Annotated in this window: 19 protein-coding genes; 7 read left to right on the forward strand and 12 right to left on the reverse strand. The window is 73.8% G+C overall.

Annotated features, from left to right (window positions below):
- Positions 1-10 precede the first annotated feature (10 nt).
- The 5 genes from thpD to ACFC09_RS24050 form a co-directional block, all read right to left on the reverse strand.
- Positions 11-895: an ectoine hydroxylase gene (gene thpD, locus ACFC09_RS24030; RefSeq protein ID WP_376531759.1), complete on the reverse strand. Its 885-nt coding sequence runs from the start codon at positions 893-895 to the stop codon at positions 11-13.
- A gap of 5 nt (positions 896-900) precedes the next feature.
- The gene (locus ACFC09_RS24035; RefSeq protein WP_376531761.1) at positions 901-1,314 is read right to left on the reverse strand and encodes an ectoine synthase; all 414 of its coding nucleotides are present in this window, start codon (positions 1,312-1,314) and stop codon (positions 901-903) included.
- Between the two features lie 58 nt (positions 1,315-1,372).
- Complete coding sequence (gene ectB / locus ACFC09_RS24040) at positions 1,373-2,644, reverse strand: diaminobutyrate--2-oxoglutarate transaminase (protein ID WP_376531763.1); 1,272 nt, start codon at positions 2,642-2,644, stop codon at positions 1,373-1,375.
- 12 nt (positions 2,645-2,656) lie between these two features.
- Positions 2,657-3,175: a diaminobutyrate acetyltransferase gene (ectA, locus tag ACFC09_RS24045; RefSeq protein ID WP_376531765.1), complete on the reverse strand. Its 519-nt coding sequence runs from the start codon at positions 3,173-3,175 to the stop codon at positions 2,657-2,659.
- 913 nt (positions 3,176-4,088) lie between these two features.
- Positions 4,089-5,192 (reverse strand): pyridoxal-phosphate-dependent aminotransferase family protein, encoded by a 1,104-nt coding sequence (locus ACFC09_RS24050; RefSeq protein ID WP_376531927.1) that lies wholly within the window; start codon positions 5,190-5,192, stop codon positions 4,089-4,091.
- 204 nt (positions 5,193-5,396) lie between these two features.
- On the opposite strand from ACFC09_RS24050, the gene ACFC09_RS24055 reads away from it, so the two are divergent.
- From ACFC09_RS24055 to ACFC09_RS24075, 5 genes are all read left to right on the forward strand, one after another.
- On the forward strand, positions 5,397-6,239 hold the full coding sequence (locus ACFC09_RS24055; protein WP_376531767.1) for an ABC transporter substrate-binding protein: 843 nt from the start codon (positions 5,397-5,399) through the stop codon (positions 6,237-6,239).
- A complete protein-coding gene (locus ACFC09_RS24060) occupies positions 6,236-7,072 on the forward strand; it encodes an amino acid ABC transporter permease (protein WP_376531769.1) in 837 nt (278 codons plus the stop codon). Before ACFC09_RS24055 ends, ACFC09_RS24060 begins: the two co-directional genes overlap by 4 nt.
- The gene (locus tag ACFC09_RS24065; protein ID WP_376531771.1) at positions 7,069-7,863 is read left to right on the forward strand and encodes an amino acid ABC transporter ATP-binding protein; all 795 of its coding nucleotides are present in this window, start codon (positions 7,069-7,071) and stop codon (positions 7,861-7,863) included. Before ACFC09_RS24060 ends, ACFC09_RS24065 begins: the two co-directional genes overlap by 4 nt.
- Positions 7,864-7,884: 21 nt before the next feature.
- Positions 7,885-8,976: an amidohydrolase family protein gene (locus ACFC09_RS24070; protein ID WP_376531774.1), complete on the forward strand. Its 1,092-nt coding sequence runs from the start codon at positions 7,885-7,887 to the stop codon at positions 8,974-8,976.
- A 231-nt stretch (positions 8,977-9,207) separates the two neighbouring features.
- Entirely contained in the window at positions 9,208-10,164 is a 957-nt protein-coding gene (locus tag ACFC09_RS24075; RefSeq protein ID WP_376531776.1) for an SCO1860 family LAETG-anchored protein, read from the forward strand.
- A 46-nt stretch (positions 10,165-10,210) separates the two neighbouring features.
- On the opposite strand, the gene cobC is transcribed toward ACFC09_RS24075, so the two are convergent.
- The 6 genes from cobC to cobM are packed head-to-tail and all read right to left on the reverse strand — an operon-like array spanning position 10,211 to position 16,747.
- The gene (gene cobC / locus ACFC09_RS24080) at positions 10,211-11,329 is read right to left on the reverse strand and encodes an Rv2231c family pyridoxal phosphate-dependent protein CobC (protein ID WP_376531778.1); all 1,119 of its coding nucleotides are present in this window, start codon (positions 11,327-11,329) and stop codon (positions 10,211-10,213) included.
- On the reverse strand, positions 11,319-12,320 hold the full coding sequence (locus ACFC09_RS24085) for a sirohydrochlorin chelatase (RefSeq protein ID WP_376531780.1): 1,002 nt from the start codon (positions 12,318-12,320) through the stop codon (positions 11,319-11,321). The genes cobC and ACFC09_RS24085 overlap by 11 nt, the downstream gene beginning before the upstream one ends.
- Positions 12,317-12,910: a precorrin-8X methylmutase gene (locus ACFC09_RS24090; RefSeq protein ID WP_376531782.1), complete on the reverse strand. Its 594-nt coding sequence runs from the start codon at positions 12,908-12,910 to the stop codon at positions 12,317-12,319. The genes ACFC09_RS24085 and ACFC09_RS24090 overlap by 4 nt, the downstream gene beginning before the upstream one ends.
- Complete coding sequence (gene cobJ, locus ACFC09_RS24095) at positions 12,907-14,658, reverse strand: precorrin-3B C(17)-methyltransferase (protein ID WP_376531784.1); 1,752 nt, start codon at positions 14,656-14,658, stop codon at positions 12,907-12,909. Before cobJ ends, ACFC09_RS24090 begins: the two co-directional genes overlap by 4 nt.
- Complete coding sequence (cbiE, locus tag ACFC09_RS24100) at positions 14,655-15,923, reverse strand: precorrin-6y C5,15-methyltransferase (decarboxylating) subunit CbiE (protein ID WP_376531929.1); 1,269 nt, start codon at positions 15,921-15,923, stop codon at positions 14,655-14,657. Before cbiE ends, cobJ begins: the two co-directional genes overlap by 4 nt.
- Before the next feature lie 5 nt (positions 15,924-15,928).
- On the reverse strand, positions 15,929-16,747 hold the full coding sequence (gene cobM / locus ACFC09_RS24105; protein WP_376531786.1) for a precorrin-4 C(11)-methyltransferase: 819 nt from the start codon (positions 16,745-16,747) through the stop codon (positions 15,929-15,931).
- A gap of 94 nt (positions 16,748-16,841) precedes the next feature.
- Between cobM and ACFC09_RS24110 the strand changes: the two genes are divergently transcribed.
- Positions 16,842-17,717, forward strand: coding sequence for a ZIP family metal transporter (locus tag ACFC09_RS24110; RefSeq protein WP_376531787.1), 876 nt, complete (start codon positions 16,842-16,844; stop codon positions 17,715-17,717).
- Positions 17,718-17,875: 158 nt separating this feature from the next.
- Here the strand turns inward: ACFC09_RS24110 and cobI are convergent, their stop codons facing one another.
- Positions 17,876-18,607: a precorrin-2 C(20)-methyltransferase gene (cobI, locus tag ACFC09_RS24115; RefSeq protein ID WP_376531789.1), complete on the reverse strand. Its 732-nt coding sequence runs from the start codon at positions 18,605-18,607 to the stop codon at positions 17,876-17,878.
- A gap of 230 nt (positions 18,608-18,837) precedes the next feature.
- On the opposite strand from cobI, the gene ACFC09_RS24120 reads away from it, so the two are divergent.
- Positions 18,838-20,034 carry an IS110 family transposase gene (locus ACFC09_RS24120; RefSeq protein ID WP_376531791.1) on the forward strand — a complete coding sequence of 399 codons (1,197 nt, stop codon included), beginning with the start codon at positions 18,838-18,840 and terminating at the stop codon, positions 20,032-20,034.
- The last annotated feature ends 8 nt before the right edge of the window (positions 20,035-20,042 follow it).

A 20,042-nucleotide genomic window follows, 5' to 3' on the forward strand; every position in this document is an offset into this window, starting at 1 on the left:
TTCACGCCGCTCAGCGGACGGGCGTGAAGTCCCGCGCGCCGATGAACTCCGGCCGCCGCACCGGCGCCGCGAACGGCTCCACCGCCGCGTTCTCCACGCTGTTGAACACGATGAAGACGTTGCTGCGCGGGAACGGCGTGATGTTGTCGCCCGAGCCGTGCATGCAGTTGCAGTCGAACCAGGTCGCCGAGCCCGCCCGGCCGGTGAACAGCCGGATGCCGTGCTCGCCCGCCAGCGCGGTCAGCGCCGCGTCGGAGGGCGTGCCCGCGTCCTGCATCTGCAACGACTTCTTGTAGTTGTCGTCGGGCGTGGCGCCCGCGCAACCGAGGAAGGTGCGGTGCGAGCCCGGCATGATCATGAGCCCGCCGTTGGTGTCGAGGTTCTCGGTCAGCGCGATCGACACGGACACCGTCCGCATCCGCGGCAGCCCGTCCTCCGCGTGCCAGGTCTCGAAGTCCGAGTGCCAGTAGAAGCCGCTGGCCCCGAAACCCGGCTTGACGTTGATCCGGGACTGGTGGACGTACACGTCCGAGCCGAGGATCTGCCGGGCCCGGCCGACCACCCGCTCGTCCCGGACGAGCTGTGCGAACACCTCGCTGATCTTGTGGACCTCGAAGACGGAGCGGATCTCCTTCGACTTCGGCTCCACGACCGAGCGTTGGTCGGCGCGGATCGCCGGGTCGGCGATCAGCCGGTCCAGCTCGCCCCGGTAGCGGGCGACCTCGTCGTCGGTGATCAACTGCTCGATGGGGAGGAAGCCGTCGCGGTCGAAGGCCCGCAGACCGTCGGCCGGGATCGGACCCGGCGCGTCCGGGGAGCCCCAGACGACCGGGTCCTGGCGCGGGACGGACACCTCGGCGGTGCCGCGGCTGGGGTACAGATCGGTGACGGGCATGCCGGTCACACCTCCTCGGGTTCGGTCAGCAGGGGGTAGACGCCGTTCTCGTCGTGGTCCTCCCGTCCGGTCACGGGCGGGTTGAACACGCAGATGCAGCGGAAGTCCTCCTGTCCCTCCACGACACGGAGCGTGTGCCGCTCGTGCCCGTCGAGGAGGTACATGGTGCCGGGCGTGATCGAGTAGGTCTTCCCGGTCTCGTGGTCGGTGAGCTGGGCGGCGCCCTCGACGCAGACGACGGCCTCGATGTGGTTGGCGTACCACATCGACGTCTCCGTGCCCGCGTACAGGACGGTCTCGTGGAGGGAGAAGCCGACCCGCTCCTTGGCGAGCACGATCCGCTTGCTCTCCCAGGTGTCGGACGCCGCCCTCACATGACGGTCGGTGCCTTCGATCTCCTTGAACGAACGGACGATCACGGTGGTGCAGTCCTCCTCGGTCTTCGGTGACGGACGATTGCCGACGACTGCCGACGGGTCAGGCGCTCTCGCGTACGGCGCGGGCGACGACGCGCAGCCCCTCGTCGAGCTCGTCCGGGGTGATGGTGAGCGCGGGCAGCAGCTTGACGACCTCGCCCTGCGGGCCGGACGTCTCGATGAGCAGCCCGAGTTCGAAGGCGCGCTGCGCCACCCGTCCGGCGCGCTCCTTGTCGTGGAACTCCAGGCCCCACACGAGACCCCGCCCCCGGTACTCCTTCACCGCGGCGCGGTTCTCCTCGGTGACGGCGATCAGGGCCTCCTCGATCTGCTCGCCCCGGGCCCGGGTCTGCTTCTCCATGGCGGAGCCGTCGGCCCAGTAGCTCTCCAGGGCCGCGGTGGCGGTGACGAACGCGGGGTTGTTGCCGCGGAAGGTCCCGTTGTGCTCGCCCGGCTCCCAGACGTCCAGCTCGGGCTTGAACAGGCACAGCGACATGGGCAGCCCGTAGCCGCTGATGGACTTCGACACGGTGACGATGTCGGGCACGATGCCGGCCTCCTCGAAGGAGAAGAAGGCACCGGTGCGGCCACAGCCCATCTGGATGTCGTCGACGATCAGCAGCATGTCGCGCCGCTCGCACAGCTCGGCCAGTCCGCGCAGCCATTCGGGCCGCGCGACGTTGATGCCGCCCTCGCCCTGCACGGTCTCGACGATCACCGCGGCGGGCTGGTTGAGCCCGGACCCCTGGTCCTCAAGCAGCCGCTCGAACCAGAGGAAGTCGGGGACCTGCCCGTCCAGGTAGTGGTCGAAGGGCATCGGCGTGCCGTGCACCAGCGGGATTCCGGCCCCGGCCCGCTTGAAGGCGTTGCCGGTGACGGCCAGCGAGCCCAGCGACATGCCGTGGAAGGCGTTGGTGAACGACACGATCGCCTCGCGCCCCTTCACCTTCCGCGCCAGCTTCAGCGCGGACTCGACCGCGTTGGTGCCGGTCGGGCCCGGGAACATGACCTTGTACGGCAGGTCGCGCGGGCGCAGCACCAGGTCCTGGAAGGTCTCCAGGAAGGAGCGTTTGGCCGTGGTCGACATGTCGAGGCCGTGGGTGACCCCGTCCCGTTGCAGATAGTCGATCAACGCCCGTTTGAGCACCGGATTGTTGTGGCCGTAGTTGAGCGAGCCCGCGCCGGCGAAGAAGTCGAGGTACCGGTGTCCGTCCTCGTCGTACATCAGGCTGCCCTGGGCACGGTCGAAGACGGTGGGCCAGCCGCGGCAGTAGCTGCGTACCTCGGACTCCAGGGTCTCGAAGACGCTGAGGTCGGGCTGGGTGATGGTCACGGTGATCGCTCCTCAGTGCGACAGGTGGGGGGTGAGCGGCCCGATCCGGTACAGGATCTCGGGCTGATGGGGGCCGTCCGGGAACAGGCCCGAGTCGAACAGCACCTCGCGGCTGACACGGGCACCGTGCCGGGCGGCGTACGAGGTGAACAGGCGCTCGGAGGCGGTGTTGCCGGGGGTGATGGTCGTCTCGACGCCGGTGATGCCCTGCTCGCCGGTGAGCCGGGCGGTCAGCCCGTCGAGCAGCGCGGCCGCCACACCGTGGCCGCGGTGGGTCGCGTCCACCGCGACCTGCCACACAAGCAGCGTCCGTGGACGCTCCGGCCGTACGTACCCGGTGACGAAACCGACGGGTGCCCCGTCCGCCGCGCGGGCCACCGCCGTCGTGCCCGCGAAGTCGCGGCACCACAGCAGATAGCTGTACGAGGAGTTCAGATCGAGGGTCCCGGAGTCCTTGGCAATGCGCCAGAGAGCGGCTCCGTCCGTCACCGTCGGACGGTCGATGAGCAGGTCTGCTTGTGCGGCAGTCATGCGAATTGAATTTAGCGATCGGAATTCGGAAGTGCACGGTTGGGGGTGTGTAGCGGCCCCTTGGGGATGCCTGGCGTAATCGTTTGACCTGCGCAAATAGACAAGAATCGACCCCCTGTGTGGAATGTGTCACACGGTCGAAATCTGCTCGAAAATCTTCTTGTTTAGCTTCCGGAAAAGCGGGCAGAAGAACTCGGGAAAGCTATCTGCAAAAAGGAATGCGAATTGACGTGAATTTCAGGCCCCGGTCACTGGGGCGATGCGCTCGCGATGCGCTCGCGATGCGCTCGCGATGCGCTCGCGCAGGATGTCGGCGTGGCCCGGTCGCAGGGCGGCCAGTCGTCGGGCATGGGACGACCGCCGCCGGTCATCCGCAGGACGGCCGTCCGGGAGCGTCGGGGTGGGTCGTCCGGTGAGGGCCGGTGCCTCGGCGGGGTGTGTCGGCGGTGCGTCGGCCGGCGCACCGTGCGGGTGTGACGGCCGGTGACGCGTCGCTCGGCGGGGTGCGGGGTGCGGGGTGCGGGGTGCGGGGTGCGGGTGTGGTGCCTGGGGCGTGTCGCTCGGCGGGGACCGGTGTGACGCCTGTGGTGCGTCGGGGGGCTCGTCTCGGGGTAGGTCGGTGGTCATGTCGCGAGAATGGCACGCCGCGCCCGTGGCGCCCCGGGCATGTCCCGCCGTCCGCGCGGTTCGGGACACACCGGCGGTTCGGGTCACACCGGCGGACCGGTCCGCGGCCGTGCGGGAGAGCCGGGTGGGTGCGGCGTTGTCGGGCGTCGGGAGTTCGTCGCCCGTGCCTTCTCGGCCGCAGGCGAGGACGAGCCCGCCCGGCCCGGCGGTTCCGCTCGGCCCGGCCGTCCCGCTCGGCGCGGCGGACGCCGCCAGGTCCGGCCGCCGGGGCTGCCGCGGGCAGGGGTCAGCCGCGGTAGGCGGACTCGGCGGCACCCCTGGCGCCCGCCACGTCCACCGCCGGCCCCCGCTCGGCCAGCGCCGCGCCCAGCGCCGTCAGACAGCCCAGGACCGCCTCCGGCGTCGCGTCCGGCCCGTAGTGGTTGACCCGGATCATCTCCTTGGCCAGCGCGCCGCCCCCCGCGGCCAGCGGCAGCGCCGGATCGTCCGCCAGCGCCCGCGCCACCAGCTCCGTCGCGCTCAGGCCCGACGGCACCCGCAGGGTCGTGGCCACCGGCGCCGCGTCCGCGACCTCGTACACATACGGCTCCAGACCCCCGCCCAGCGCCACCGCGCCCGCCCGCGTGGCCAGCGCCGCGCCGCGGTGCCGGGCCATCACGGTGTCCAGACCCACGCTCTCGATCCGCTCGGCACACGCGTCGAGCGCCAGCATCTCCAACTGCGCCGGCGCGTGCGGCAGCACCTTGCGGCCCGCGTCGATCCAGCGTTCCTTCCAGTCGAGCAGGGAGAGGTAGGAACGGCGCGGCGCGTGCGGATTCGCCGCCATCCGGGTCCAGGCCCGCTCGCTCACCGACACCGCCGACACCCCCGCCGGGCCGCCCATCGCCTTCTGCGCGCCGATCACGCACAGGTCCACACCCCAGGCGTCCGGCAGCACCGGCTCGGCACCCACGGCGGCGACCGCGTCCAGGTAGAACAGCGCGCCGTGCGCCCGCACCACCTCGCCGATCTCCGCGACCGGATTGGTGTTCCCGGTCGCCGCCTCCGCGTGCACCAGCGAGACGAAGTCGATCTCCGGACGCCCGGCCAGCGCCGCCCGGATCCCGTCCGCCGTGGCCGCCGTGTGGAAGGGCACCGGCAGATCGATCACCGTCGCACCGCACTCCCGCAGCCAGTTCCCGAAGGTCTGCCCGTACGGTCCGGTGATCACGTTCAGCGCGGTCGTGCCCGGTCCCGCCGTCCCCCGGATCGCGCCCTCAAGCGGCAGCAGCGCCTCACCCTGCATGATCACGACGTCCTGCCGGGTGTCCAGCAGCCGGGCCACCCGGTCCTCGACGGCGGCGAAGCGCGCGGCGGTCAGCGGGGGCAGATCCAGGAACGGATGGGTCACGGCGCGGCTCACTTCACTCACGAGGGGGCGATCCAGACGAGGGTAACCGGCCCTCACACATCGTCGTTGACCGGTGACTTCGCGGGCCGACAGCCCCACGGCCGGCGGAGTGCCCCGACGGCCGGGCAGCTCACCGCCTGAGCACCGCACCGCGCAACCGCACGCAGGAATCCACCGCTTCCCCGCACACGACATGGAGGTCCCGTGACCACGCACCTTCGGCGCCGGGTTCGCGCCCTGGCCACCACCGCCGCCGCGGCCGGACTGGCCCTCGTGGCCGGCTGTTCCTCGGGCGGCGGCGCGTCCAGCACCGCCGCCGGCGGGGTCGAACTGGTCAAGGCCGGACAGCTCACCACCTGCACCCACCTGCCCTACCCGCCCTTCCAGTCCGAGATCGACGGCAAGGTGCAGGGCTTCGACGTCTCCCTGATCGACCTGGTCGCCAAGAAGCTGGGCGTCGGACAGCAGATCCTGGACACGCCCTTCGAGAACTTCAAGACCGGGGCGTTCCTGAACTCCGGCGAGTGCGACCTGGCCGCCGCCGGCATGACCATCACCGCGGAACGCAGGAAGAACGTCGACTTCTCCACCCCGTACTTCGACGCCACCCAGGCCGTCCTCGTCGACCGCAAGAGCGGTCTCACCTCCTTGGCCGACGTCAAGGCGAAGGGCGCCAAGCTGGGCGCGCAGGCGCAGACCAGCGGCGAGGACTACGCGAAGAGCAAGGGCTACGACCCGGTCTCGTTCGAGTCCTCCGACGCCGTCCTCAGCGGCCTGCGCACCGGCCAGGTCCAGGCCGTCGTCATCGACTACCCGGTCGTCCAGGGCTGGCTCAAGGACAAGGCCGACGCCGACGCGTTCCGCACCGTGGACAACCTCGACACGGGCGAGCAGTACGGCTTCGCGCTGAAGAAGGGCAACACCGAGCTGCTCGCCGCCGTCGACCAGGCCATCGCGGACGCCAAGGCGGACGGCACGTACCGGAAGCTGTACGAACAGTGGATCGGCCCGTACGACGCCGCCGCCGCGTCGCCCGCCGCCTCATGACCGGCCCGGCGCACACCACGGCCCCGCCGCGCGGCAGGAGACTGACCCGCCGCCGACGGCGCGGGCTGTCCCGGGCCCTCCAGTACGCGGTCTTCGCCGCCGCGGTGATCGCGCTCGCGGTCACCGCGGACTGGGGCCGGCTGCGCAACCAGTTCGCGCAGGCCGACCTCGCCCGGCAGATGTTCCCCGACGTCATCACGCTGGCGCTGACGAACACCGTGCTCTACACCCTGTCCGGCTTCGCCGTCGGACTGGTGCTCGGCATGGTGATCGCCCTCATGCGGCTGTCGTCGGTCGGCCCCTACCGCTGGCTCGCGAGCGTCTACATCGAGATCTTCCGCGGCCTGCCCGCCCTGCTGATCTTCATCTTCGTCGGTGTCGCCGTGCCGCTCGCCTTCCCCGGCACGGAGATCCCCGGCGGGACGTACGGCAAGGTCGCCCTCGCGCTCGGCCTGGTCTCGGCCGCCTACATGGCGGAGACGATCCGCGCCGGCCTCCAGGCCGTACCCAGGGGACAGACGGAGGCGGCCCGTTCGCTCGGGTTCTCGCCCACCCGGGCCATGGTCTCGATCATCGCCCCGCAGGCGTTCCGCATCGTCCTGCCACCGCTCACCAACGAACTGGTGCTCCTGTTCAAGGACTCCTCGCTGGTGCTGTTCCTCGGCGTCACCCTCCAGGAACGCGAACTGGCCAAGTTCGGCCGGGACCTGGCCGGCCAGACCGCCAACTCGACGCCGATCCTGGTGGCCGGCCTGTGCTACCTGCTGGTCACCGTCCCGCTCAGCCTCGTCGTCCGCCGCATGGAGTCCAGGACCCAGGAGGCCGTCGGATGAGCGGCCGGCCCGAGATCGGCGTCCGCGCGCTGCACAAGTCCTTCGGCTCCACCGAGGTGCTGCGCGGCATCGACCTGGAGGTCGGCCGGGGCGAGGTCGTCTGCGTCATCGGCCCCTCCGGCTCCGGCAAGTCGACCCTGCTGCGCTGCGTCAACCTGCTGGAGGAACCGACCCGGGGCCAGGTGTGGGTCGGCGGCGTCGAACTCACCGACCCCGATGTCGACATCGACGCCGCACGCCGCCGTATCGGCATGGTCTTCCAGCAGTTCAACCTGTTCCCGCACCTGACGGTGACCGAGAACCTCACCCTGCCGCAGCGCCGGGTGCTGCGCCGGGACAAGGCACGGGCCGCCGACGTCGCCGCCCGGAACCTGGCGCGGGTCGGCCTGTCCGAGAAGGCGGACGCCTACCCCGCCGCTCTCTCCGGCGGGCAGCAGCAGCGCGTCGCCATCGCCCGCGCCCTCGCCATGGGCCCCGAGGTCATGCTGTTCGACGAGCCGACCTCGGCGCTCGACCCGGAACTCGTCTCGGACGTCCTCGCCGTGATGCGCATGCTCGCCGACGACGGTATGACGATGATGGTCGTCACCCACGAGATGTCCTTCGCCCGGGAGGTCGCCGACCGGGTCGTCCTCATGGACGGCGGGGTGATCGTCGAGGACGGCACCCCCGACCAGGTCATCGGCGCTCCCCGGACCGAGCGGACCCGGCACTTCCTCGCCCGCCTCCTCGACCCCGCGGCGGCGGACGTCGCGGAGGGGACGTCCGACCGGGTGGGTGGTGCGGAGTAGCGGCTCACTAAGGTTCGGTACATGAGCGACCACACGGTGCTGCACGTGAAGGGAAGGATCCTCGCCGGGCCCGACGAGGTCCGCGACGAGCTGTGGGTCGTCGGCGGGCGGATCACCTACGACCGTCCGGCCGGCGTCCGCGATCCGGTCACCGTGACCGGCTGGGCGCTGCCCGGCCTGGTCGACGCCCACTGCCACGTGGGCCTCGGCACCGAGGGCCCGGTCGACGCGGACGTCGCCGAGAAGCAGGCGCTGACCGAGCGGGAGGCGGGCGCCCTGCTGCTCCGCGACGCGGGCTCGCCGTCGGACACCCACTGGATCGACGACCGCGCGGACCTCCCGAGGATCATCCGGGCCGGCCGGCACATCGCGCGCACCCGCCGCTACATCCGTGACTTCGCCCACGAGATCGAGCCGGACCAGCTCGTCGCCCATGTCGCCCAGGAGGCGCGGCGCGGCGACGGCTGGGTCAAGCTGGTCGGCGACTGGATCGACCGCGGTGCCGGCGACCTGGCGCCCTGCTGGCCGCCCGAGTCCCTGGCGGCGGCCATCGCCGAGGCCCACCGCCTCGGCGCCCGGGTCACCGCGCACTGCTTCGCCGAGAACTCCCTGCGCGACCTGGTCGAATCGGGCATCGACTGCATCGAGCACGCGACCGGACTGACCCAGGACCTGATCCCGCTGTTCGCCGAGCGCGGTGTGGCGATCGTGCCGACCCTCGTCAACATCGCGACGTTCCCGCAGCTCGCCGACGGCGGCGAAACCAAGTACCCGCGCTGGTCGGCGCACATGCGGCGGCTGCACGAGCGGCGCTACGACACGGTGCGCGACGCCTACGACGCCGGCATCCCGGTGTACGTCGGCACGGACGCCGGCGGCTCGCTGGCGCACGGCCTGGTCGCAGCCGAGGTCGCCGAACTGGTCACCGCCGGGATCCCGCCGGTGGACGCGCTGTCGGCGACCAGCTGGGCCGCCCGTGCCTGGCTCGGCCGCCCCGGACTGGCCGAGGGCGCGCCCGCCGACCTGGTCGTCTACGAGGCGGATCCGCGGACGGACGTACGGGTGCTGGCGGCCCCGCGCAGGGTGGTGCTGCGCGGACACATCGTCGAGTAGGCGGGTGGCCGGGTGACCGGGGAGCCGGGGAGCCGGGGAGCCGAGTGGCGGTGCGCGGGGCGGTGGGGGCGGTGGGGGAGTGAACGCGGGGGAACTCCTGTGCCCGCGGATTCGAAATCCTTCACGGAAAGTCCACGAATGAGTGAAGTAACCGAGGATTGCTGACTGTTCACCCACAGTGCGTAATTCTGGCCGGGTCCCAAGCACATTCCACTGGGGGGTCCCACCACCTTGAACAGCAACAACTTCCGCATGCCCGCACGCCGTCTGGCCGCCGTCGCGACGGCCACGGTCCTCGCCGCGGGCCCGGCGGCGCTGGCCGGCGCGAGCGCCGCGCACGCGACCACCGGCCAGGGCAGCGCCGATGCCGTCGTCCTGCGCACCGGGCTCGACGTGTCCCTGCTCAACAAGACCGTGAACGTCCCGCTCACGGTCTCCCTCAACGAGGTACGGGCACCGCAGAGCGCCGACCGGACCGCGCTGTCCGCCCGGCTCGACGGCGTGGACGGCGGCAAGCCGTTCACGGTGCTCGGCGCGGACGTCGCCTCGGCCAGGGCCACCGTGACCGACGGCCGGGCCGAGGGCTCCGTGCGCCTGGCCCACGCCAAACTGCACCTGCCCGGCCTGCCGCTGCTCTCCCTCGTCGAGATCGAGACCGTCACCTCCAAGGCGACCTGCGAGGCCGGGAAACCGCCCGCCGCCTCCGCCGGCGTGCTGGGCGCGGTGACGGTGCTCGGCAAGCGGGTCATGCTCAGCGCGGACGGTCCGACGGACGTCCGGGTGCCCGGTGTCGGCGAGGTCCGCCTCGACCTGGCGAAGCGGGCGACCACGACCCGCACGGCGGCGGCCACCGCCCTCGAACTGAAGGTCTCCGTCAACCCGTTGAAGCTGAACGTGGCCGAGGTCGAGGGAACCGTCACCCTTGCCAGGGCGACCTGCGAGACGCCCGCCGCGGCCGACGCGCCCACCGGGCCCGCCGACCCGGCGAAGCCCGACCCGGCGAAGCCCGCGGACCCGGCCGGCCCGGCCGAACCCGCGTCCGGCGTACAGCCCCAGGGCGGCGCGGCGCAGGCCGGCCTCGCCGAGACCGGCGGCAGCTCGACGACGCCGTACCTCGCGGCCGGCGCCCTCGCGTTCGTCCTCGTGGGCGGGGGAGCGCTGGTCCTGGCCCGCCGCCGCCGGAGCTGACCCTCCGCGGGCGTCCGCTCATCGGCCCCTCCCCGCGCGGGAGGGGTCAGTCCGGGTCCGGTCCGGTCGGGGGGCCGGCCGGTCCGGACAGCGCGGAGTCCAGGGCGCGCAGCAGGCCGTCCGTCGTGGCCCGGTCGCGTACGGCCATCCGGACCCAGTCCGGGCCCAGCCCCGGGAAGGTGTCCCCGCGGCGCACGGCGTAACCGAGGTCCCGCAGCCGCCGCCGTACCCCGGCCGCGTCCGCCACGCGGACCAGGACGAACGGCCCCTCGGCCGGTTCCGCCACCCGTACCCCGCGCGCGGCGAACGCGGACAGGCCCGCCACCAGGTGGGCCCGGTCGGCCGCGACGCGGTGGGCGGCGCGCGCCGCCTCCGTCAGCGCCCGGGGCGTCACGCACGCCTGCGCCGCCGCAAGCGCCGGTGTGGACACCGGCCACAGCGGCTGGGCCCGCGCCAGCTCCGCGACCCGCTCCGGGGCGGCCAGCAGGTAGCCGATGCGCAGCCCGGCCAGGCCCCATGTCTTGGTCAGGCTGCGCAGCACGACGAGGCCGGGCACGTCCGTCCGGCCGGCCAACGCCTCCCGCTCGCCCGGCACGGCGTCCATGAACGCCTCGTCCACCACCAGCGTCCGCCCGGGACGGGCGAGCCCGGCGAGCGTCGTGGCCGGGTGCAGGACCGAGGTGGGGTTGGTCGGGTTGCCGACCACCACCAGGTCGGCCTCCTCGGGCACGGCCGCCGGATCCAGCCGGAAGCCGTCCGCCGCGCGCAGCAGCACCCGGTCCACGGTGTGCCCCGCGTCCGCCAGCGCCGCCTCCGGCTCGGTGAACTGCGGGTGCACCACCACCGGCCGGCGCACCTTCAAGGCGCGGGCGAGCAGCACGAACGCCTCCGCCGCCCCCGCCGTCAGCAGCACCCGGTCCGTCGCGAGCCCGTGCCGTGCCGCCACCGCCGCCCGCGCGGCGCGTCCGTCCGGGTAGGCGGCGAGAGCGGCCAGCGACCCGGCGATGTGCTCCCGCAGCCAGCGCGGCGGAGTGCCGGCGCGGACGTTCACCGCGAGGTCGACCAGTGCCGGGCCCGCGTCGCGGACCTCGGCGTCCCCGTGGTGGCGCAGGTCGGGTCCGGTGCCGTCGTCGGCCGGCTGGAGCGTGCCGCCGTCAGCGGGCATGGGCGTGGCCGCCCTGGTGGTGGTGCCCGGGGTGGTGCCCCTCCTGGGAACGGTCGTCGTGCGGGTGGCTCTCGTGGGTGTGGCCGTCGTGGGTGTGGCCGCCGTGCGGGTGGGTGCCGTCGTCGTCCGGGTGGAAGTGCGGCTGCTGCGGCAGCCCCACCTTGTGCGCGAAGCCCGGCAGCGCGATCCGGTACACGCACGCGTCGCAGTTCATCCGTACCTCGCCCGCGACGGCCTCCGCGTACCGCTCCATCACCAGGTCGAGCAGCTCCGGCTCCGGCCCGATGACGTCCGCGCAGCGCACGTCCAGCTCCGCACGCGCGGCGGCCCAGCCCTCGGCCTGCTGCTTCACCCGCTCCGGCAGCACACCGGTGAACAGGAAGTACGGCAGGACCACGATCCGGCGCGCACCCAGCCGGGCGCACCGGTCGAGCCCGCTCGGCACGTCCGGCGCCGCCAGCGACACGAACGCGGTCTCCACGCCCGCGTACCCGCGCCCCTCCCACAGCAGCCGCGCCGCCTTGACCACCTCGGCGTTGGCGTCCGGGTCGGTGGAGCCCCGGCCGACCAGCAGCACGGTCACGTCGGCCCGGTCGGCGGGCGTGCGCGCGGCGGTGCCCAGGGCCTGGTCGAGCCGCCGTTCCAGCACGTCGAGCAGGGCCGGATGGGGGCCCAGCGGGCGGCCGTAGGCGTACGAGATCCCGGGGTGCCGCTCCTTCTCGCGGGCCAGCGCCGCCGGTATGTCGCCCTTGGCGTGTCCCGCGGACGCCAGCATCAGCGGCACGGCGGCGAACCGGCGCACGCCCCGCTCCACCAGGTCGGTCACGGCGTCGGCGAGCGGCGGCGCGGACAGTTCGATGAAGCCGCCGGCGACGGGCAGTTCGGGATGACGGCGGCCCAGCTCACGGACGAACGCGCGGAACGCCTCGGCTCCGGTCTCGTCCCGGGTGCCGTGGCCGGCGATGAGCAGAGCGGGCGGCGGGGTGGTCACTTGATCTCCTCGGTCGGTGCGGTGGGGGGCTGGTACAGAAGGGCGTTGAGGGCCGCGGCGGCCACCGCCGAACCGCCCTTCTCGGACACGTTGCTGACGGCGGGCAGCCCGCTGGCGCGCAGCGCGGCCTTGGCCTCGGCCGCGCCGACGAAGCCGACGGGCAGGCCGATGACGAGCGCGGGGGAGGCGTCCAGGGTCAGCAACTCCTCCAGAGCGGTCGGCGCGCACCCGATCACCCACAGCGCCCCGGGGCCGACGGCGTCGTGGGCGAGCCGGACCGCGTGCGCCGAACGGGTCAGGCCGGGCCGGGCGACCGCGTCCCCGAGCCGGCAGACGGTCTCGCGGCGCGTGATGCCGGCCGCGACCATCTCGACGTCCACCACGACGGGCGCCCCGGCGTGCAGCGCGGCGTGCGCCCGCACCAGGTCGTCCTCGGCCATGACGAGGTCGCCCGCGTACTCCAGGTCGGCGGCCGAGTGGATCACCCGCTCCACCACCGCCCGGGTCAGCGGCGGGAAGCGCGAGGTGTCCAGGCGGGTCCGCAGCCGCCGGAAGGACTCCTGCTCGATCGGATGGACCACACGGTTCACCTGGTCTCCTCCTCCTGCCGGGTGTCCTGCCAGCGGTAGCCGCGCGGGGTCACCATGCGGCCCGCGATCCGTCGGGTCGCCGTGTTGCCCACGGTCACGACGGTCATCATGTCGACCGCCGCCGCGTCCACCTCCGCCAGGGTGGTCAACTGGCTGGATTCATCGGGTCGCGAGGCGTTGCGCACCACCCCGACCGGTGTGGTCGGCGCGCGGTGCTCGGCGAGGATCGCCAGTGCCCGGGGCAGCTGCCAGTCGCGGCCCCGGGAGCGCGGGTTGTAGAACGTCACCACGAGGTCCGCCTCGGCCGCCGCCCGCACCCGCCGCTCGATCACCTCCCACGGCGTGTGCAGGTCGGACAGGCTGATCGAGGCGTGGTCGTGGCCGAGCGGCGCCCCGAGGACCGCCCCGGCGGCCAGTGCCGCGGTCACCCCCGGCACCCCGACGACGTCGATGTCGTCGGACGCCTCGGCGAGCGCGGGGGAGGCCATGGCGTACACGCCCGCGTCCCCGCTGCCGATCAGCGCGACCGCGTGCCCCGCGCGGGCCTCGGCGACCGCCGTGCGGGCCCGTTCCTCCTCGGCGCCGAGCCCGGACTCCAGGATCCGGGTGCCGGGCCGCAGCAGATCGCGGATCTGGGCGACGTACTGGTCGAGTCCGACGAGCACCGACGCGCGGCGCAGTTCGGCCTTCGCGCGCGGGGTGAGCAGGTCCCGGGCGCCCGGCCCGAGGCCGACCAGGGCGAGCCGCCCGCGCCCCGGCCGCCGGACCACCGCGCAGGTCGCGCCCGCGGGCCGGGCCGCGGACTTCCGCTTCGGTACGAGGAGTTCGCCGCCGCCGAGCAGCGCGGCGGCCTCGGCGACCGACGGGGTGCCGACGGCGGCGAGCGGTGCCGCGGACGGGTTCGGCACCTCTACCCGCGCCAACTGGGCGGCGGAGTAGGTCACCAGGGGCACCCCGAGCCGTTCGGCGGCGGCCACGACGCCCGGTTCGCCGGCCTTGGCGTCGACGGTGGCCAGCGCCGCCACGGACGCGGCCGACAGCCCGGCGTCCCGCAGCGCGTCCCCCACCAGTTCCAGCACCTCCTCGGCCGGGACGCCGCGGGAGGCACCCACCCCGACCACCAGCGTCGGCGGCCGCAACAGCACCTCGTCCTCGCCGGGTACGACGTCCCGGTCGGTCACCCGGATCGCGTACCCCCCGGTGCCGGTGCCGGTGCCGGTGCCGGTGCCGGTGCGGGTGTGCGTGTACGTGTGGGTGTCGGCGACCGGCAGCGCCGGCAGCGGCCAGGTCACCTCGCGGTCCAGGGCGACCGGCGTGCCGTCGAGCAGTGCCCGTGAGACCGCCGCGACCGCCCCCTCGACCGGCAGGCCGAGGGTGTCGAGACCGGGTACGTCCACCGCGTCCGTCGCCGTCGTCACCACCGGCCGCGCGCCCAGCAACCCGCCGACCTCCCGGGCGAGTTCGTTGGCGCCGCCGCCGTGCCCGCCGACCAGCGACACGGCGAACCGCCCGGCCTCGTCCACGCACACCACGCCCGGGTCGGACGCCTTGCCGCCGAGCAGCGGGGCGACGAGCCGCACCACGGCACCGGTCGCCAGGAAGCACACCACCTGCTCGCACTCGGCGAACGCGGCCCGTACGGCGTCCGCGACGGGACCTCCGTACAGCCGCGTCCGCTCCGGCCACGCCGCGGCCAGCCGGTCGCGCGCCGCCGCCCCCGCCGCGGTGGCGGAAATCAGGCCGATCACTGGGCAACTCCTTCGACACTCGCGCGGGGCCGTTCGCCCCACAGCAGGAACACGGGATTGGCGGCCGCGAGCCGGGTCACCTCACCGGGCAGCGGGGCGAGCCGCGCGGACTGGAGCAGCACCCCGGCGCAGGAGAACCCGGCGCCGGTGAGCGCGGCCCGCGCGGCGGGCACCCGGTCCACGGCGGCCAGCGCGACCACCACCGTCCGCCGCGCCCGCCGGGCGCACGCGGCGACCACGGCGGGCAGTTCCCCGCCCCCGCCGCCGACGAACACCGCGTCCGGATCGTCCAGTTCCGCCAGCGCGGCCGGTGCCTCGCCGTGCACCACCCGTACGTCGACCCGGTGGGCCGCCGCGTTGGCCCGGATCCGCTCGACGCCGTCCGCGGCCTTCTCCACGGCCACGACGGCGGCGCCCAGCCGGGCGCACTCCACCGCCACCGACCCGGATCCCGCGCCGACGTCCCACACCAGGTCGCCCAGGCGCGGCCCGAGCCGGGCCAGGGCCAGGGCCCGTACCTCGAACTTGGTGATCATCGAGTCGCGGTGCGTGAACTCGGCCTCGTCCAGCGCCCAGCCGGGCGGCCGGACGTCCGGCCCGGCCACCGTCCGCGCCCCGGCCACCGTCCGCGCCCCGCCCGGCGCCCGGGACTCGTCCGGCGCCCGGGACTCGTCCAGGCAGACGACGACACTCACCGCCGTACCCCAGTCCCGGGCGGCGGCCTCGGCGGGCGTCACCCGCTCCACCCGCTCCCGGACCGGATCACCGAGGGCGCTCGCCACCACCAGGATCCGCTCCGGGCCGAGCGCCGCGCCCAGCTCGGCGGGGCCCGCGCCCGGCCCGGTCAGCACCGCGACCTTGGGGTGCGCCCGGCAGACGTTGACCGCCGTGCGCAGCTCACGGCCGTGCGCGCTGACGACCACCGCGTCGTCCCAGGGCAGCCCGATGCGCGCGAACGCCGCCGCGACCGACGGGACACCGGGCCGCACATCGAGCAGCCCGGACCCGAACCGTTCGGCCAGTGCCCGCACGATCCCGAAGAACCCCGGGTCGCCGGAGGCGAGCACCGTCACCGGCCGGGCCGCGCGGACGTACGCCCCGATGGTGTCGAGGGCGGGCGCGAGCGGCCCGAGCACCAGCCGCTCGGCCCCGTCCGGCAGCCGTACCGCGTCCAGGTGCCGCCGCCCGCCCACGACCAGCTCGGCACCGGCCAGGGCGTCCGCCGCGACCGGTGTCCCGGTGCCCGCGCCCACCACCGTGATCAGCGCCGTCACGGGCGCGCGCCCCGCTCGCGCAGGGCCCTGCGGGCCGCGGGGTCGGCCTTGCGGAAACCGTGGAAGTGACCGGGGTGGTAGAGGTGCGAGCGGGTGCCGCGCGCGGCCAGCGCCGGACCGACCAGGAACAGCGTGTGCTTCCACAGCCGGTGCTCCTTGACCGTCTCCTCCAGCGTGCCGATCGTGCAGCGCGCCACCAACTCGTCGGGCCAGGTCGCCCGGTACGCGACCACGACGGGCGTGTCGGTCGGATAGCCGCCCTCCAGCAGCTCCCGCACCAGCTGGCCGCTGCGCGCGGCGGACAGGAAGACGGCCATGGTGGTGCCGTGCCGGGCGAACTCGCGCACCTCCTCGCCGGGCGGCATCGGCGTCTTGCCGCCGCCGAGCCGGGTGAGGACCACGGACTGCGCGACCTCGGGGACGGTCAACTCCCGCCCCGCGAGCGCGGCGACGGCGGAGAACGCGGAGACACCGGGCACGATCTCCGTCTCGATCCCGATCTCCGCGCACCGGTCGAGCTGCTCCTGCGTGCCGCCCCACAGGGCCGGGTCGCCGGAGTGCACCCGCGCCACCCGCAGCCCCTCGGCGTGGGCCTGCTCGTAGACGGCGACGACGTCCTCCAGCGCCAGGGCCGCCGAGTCCAGGATCCGCGCGTCCGCGCGGGCGTGCTCCAACACCTCCGCCTGGACCAGGCTGGCCGCCCAGATCACCACGTCGGCCTCGGCGATGGCCCGCGCGGCCCGGAACGTCAGCAGATCCGCGGCGCCGGGCCCGGCACCGACGAAGGTCACCTTGCCGGTGGGGGCAGCGGCCATGAGAAGGGTCCTCTCGTACGAAAAGTCATGGTTGGTGCGGGGGGCGCGCGGGCCGGATGTGCGCGGGCGGCGACTGATCGGATAGCAAAGGCGCATGGCTGTCTTCGTCGCGCTCGGCGCGTTCCTGATGACGCTGGCCGGCGGCTGGACGGCACAGCGGGTGACCGACCGCCGCCACCTGGTCCTGGGCCTGGCCGGCGGACTGATGCTCGGTGTGGTGGGTCTGGACCTGCTGCCCGAGGCGCTGGCGGCGGCCGGCCGGGAGGTCTTCGGCGTGCCCTGCGCCCTGCTGCTGTTCGTGGCCGGCTTCCTGCTGGCGCACCTGGTGGAACGGCTGCTCGCGGCCCGCCGGACGGCCCACGGCGGCGCGGAACGCGTCGCCCCCGCGCCGCCTGCGGTGGACGGGGCGGACGGGGTGACCGGCCCGGCTCGGCCCTCCGGGCCGCCGCGCCCGCCCGGTCCCGGCGCCGCCGCGGCACCGCTCACCGCGCCGCCCCCCACCGGCGCGCACCCGCACACCCAGGACCTGCGGTCGCCCGAGGTGGGGCTCACCGCGGCCGGCGCGATGGTCGGCCACAGCGCCATGGACGGCGTGGCGATCGGCGCCGCCTTCCAGGTCGGCGGCGGCATGGGCCTGTCCGTCGCGCTCGCCGTGATCGCCCACGACTTCGCCGACGGCTTCAACACCTTCACCCTCACCCGGCTGTACGGCAACGCGCGGCGCAGGGCGGCCGCGATGCTGTTCGCGGACGCCTGCGCCCCGCTGGTGGGCGCGCTGTCCACGGTGTTCCTCACCATCCCGGAACAACTGCTCGGCGGCTATCTCGGCCTCTTCGGCGGCGTGCTGCTGTATCTCGCCGCGGCCGAGATCCTCCCCGAGGCGCACCACCAGCACCCCGCCCGCTCGACCGTCCTGTGCACCGTGGCGGGGGCCGCCTTCATCTGGCTGGTGGTGGGCGTGGCGGGGTGAGGCTCGGGGGTGGTCGGCGAAGACCCGCGGCCGGCGGGTGTCGCCGGCCGAGGTGGCGGGCCGGTGGCCCGGTCCGGCCGGGATGCGCGGTCCGCGGGCGGGTCCGGCCGAGGCCCGCGGCCGACCGGCGTCCCGGGCCGAGCGCGTCGGGACGGCCGTCACAGCTTGCCGCCCCGTGAGCCGTCGCGCCGTGCCGGTGCGATGAGTGTGGACAGGTACGGCAGCGGTGTCCCGTCGAGATCGGCGGCGGGCCGCACGGACTCCTCCGGCAGACCGAGCGCCGAACCCCACACCGCGTCCCCGAGCCGCCCGCTCTCCCGCAGCGCCGCGGCGACCTCGGCGGCCTGCCGCCCGAACTTGTACGCGACGACCGTGCCGGGCCCGGCCAGCGCCTCCTTGAGCACCGCCGCCCCGGCGGTCACCGGCACCAGCGTGAGCGGTTCGGTCCCCTCGGTCAGCACGGCACCCGACCGGGCCGCGAGATCCTGCATGGCGGTGATGCCGGGCACCGTCTCCACGACCACCCCCGGCACCAGTTCCGCGATCGTCTGCGCGAGATAGGTGAAAGTGGAGTACACGTTCGGATCGCCGATCGTCGCGAAGGCGACCGTGCCGCGCTCCCGCAGCAGCGCCGCGACCCGCGCCCCGGCCGCGTCCCAGGCAGCCTCCCGGCGCGCCCGGTCCGTGCGCTCGTTGAGCGCGAACACCACCGGGACGACCTTCTCCCCGGACACGTGGTGCAGCACGGTCGCCTCGGCCCGCCCCCGCTCCCCGGTGTCCATGACCGGTACGACGACGACGGCGGCGGCGCGCAGCGCGTTCACCCCCTTCACGGTCACCAGTTCGGGGTCGCCCGGCCCCATCCCGACACCGATCAGCCTGCTGCTCATGACGCTCTACCTTCCTGCTTGGGCTGAGCGAGCCATTCGTAGGGTTGGCTCACCCAGGAGGACCGGGTGTGGCTTTCATGACGCTGCCGACCGTGGCTTGGGAGGCTTGGCCGCCCGGCCCTCCACGACGACTCGGCCGCCAATTGGGAAGTGCGAACAGGTCGCTGTGTAGAGCAATGCCGGCGAGGTCGTCCGTGGTGTGACATGCAGGTACGACCGACGGGAGCACGATGAGCCGGATATGGGCCGGGACCGACTGCGGCAAGACCCACCACCACTGCCTGGTGCTGGACGCCGAAGGGAACACACTGCTGTCGCGGCGGGTCGCCAACGACGAGCCCGAGCTGCTTGAACTCCTCACCGATGTCCTCGGCCTGGCCGGCGAGGGCCAGGCCACCTGGGCGCTGGACATGACCGGTGGTGAGCCCGGCCTGCTGATCACACTGCTGGTCAATCACGGCCAAGAGCTGGTCTACATCCCCGGCAAGGCAGTGAACCGCGCCAGCGACTCCTACCGGGGCGAGGGCAAGACCGACGCCCGCGACGCCCTGGTCATCGCCGACCAAGCCCGCATGCGCCGCGACCTCCAGCCGATCCGCCCCGGCAACGAGGCGACCGTGGAACTGGAACTGCTCACCGCCCGCCGCGTCGACCTGGTGACCGACCGCACGCGCACTGTCAGCCGCCTGCGCGCCACCATGACCAGCATGTTCCCGTCCCTGGAACGGGCCTTGGACGTCACCAACGCCGGGCCGCTGATCCTGCTGACCGGCTACCAGACCCCGGCCGCCCTGCGCCGCATCGGCCTCAAACGACTGGAGACCTGGCTGCGCAACCGCAAAGTCCGCAGCGCCGAAGCTCTGGCAGCCGCAGCCGTACAGGCCGCCGAGCGCCAGCACACCGCAGTCGTCGGCGAGAGGCACATCGCCGCGATGGCCCACACTCTGGCGAAGGAGGTGATCGCCCTCAACGAGAAAATCGCCGAGACCGACAAGCTCATCGAGGGCCGGTTTCGCCAGCACGAACTCGCCGAAGTGATCGAAAGCGTGCCCGGCATCGGGCCCTTGCTCGGCGCCGAGTTCCTCGCTGCTGTCGGCGGTGACCTGGCCTCGTTCCCGACCCCTGACCGGCTGGCGGCTTTCGCCGGCGTCGCGCCGGCACCCCGCGACTCCGGCAAGACCAGCGGGAACCTGCACCGGCCACAGCGCTACCACCGCAGACTTCAGCGCGTCCTCTACACCTCCGCGCTCATCAGCATCCGCTGTGACCCCAATTCCCGGGCGTTCTACGACCGCAAGAGAGCTGAAGGCAAGCGGCACGTCCAAGCGGTCCTCGCCCTCGCACGACGCCGCGTGAACGTCATCTGGGCCCTGATCCGTGACCGACGGTGCTACCAAGTCGCACCACCGGCCACCGAGGCGGCTTGACAACAACA

The sequence above is a fragment of the Streptomyces sp. NPDC056161 genome, assembly GCF_042268025.1.
GTDB lineage: Bacteria > Actinomycetota > Actinomycetes > Streptomycetales > Streptomycetaceae > Streptomyces.

Bases quoted from the DNA above. Each gene is read 5' to 3' on its own strand.
- thpD (WP_376531759.1), bottom strand. From the start codon at position 895: ATGCCCGTCACCGATCTGTACCCCAGCCGCGGCACCGCCGAGGTGTCC.
- ectA (WP_376531765.1), bottom strand. From the start codon at position 3,175: ATGACTGCCGCACAAGCAGACCTGCTCATCGACCGTCCGACGGTGACG.
- ACFC09_RS24060 (WP_376531769.1), top strand. From the start codon at position 6,236: ATGACCGGCCCGGCGCACACCACGGCCCCGCCGCGCGGCAGGAGACTG.
- ACFC09_RS24065 (WP_376531771.1), top strand. From the start codon at position 7,069: ATGAGCGGCCGGCCCGAGATCGGCGTCCGCGCGCTGCACAAGTCCTTC.
- ACFC09_RS24070 (WP_376531774.1), top strand. From the start codon at position 7,885: ATGAGCGACCACACGGTGCTGCACGTGAAGGGAAGGATCCTCGCCGGG.
- cobC (WP_376531778.1), bottom strand. From the start codon at position 11,329: ATGCCCGCTGACGGCGGCACGCTCCAGCCGGCCGACGACGGCACCGGA.
- cobM (WP_376531786.1), bottom strand. From the start codon at position 16,747: ATGGCCGCTGCCCCCACCGGCAAGGTGACCTTCGTCGGTGCCGGGCCC.
- ACFC09_RS24110 (WP_376531787.1), top strand. From the start codon at position 16,842: ATGGCTGTCTTCGTCGCGCTCGGCGCGTTCCTGATGACGCTGGCCGGC.
- cobI (WP_376531789.1), bottom strand. From the start codon at position 18,607: ATGAGCAGCAGGCTGATCGGTGTCGGGATGGGGCCGGGCGACCCCGAA.
- ACFC09_RS24120 (WP_376531791.1), top strand. From the start codon at position 18,838: ATGAGCCGGATATGGGCCGGGACCGACTGCGGCAAGACCCACCACCAC.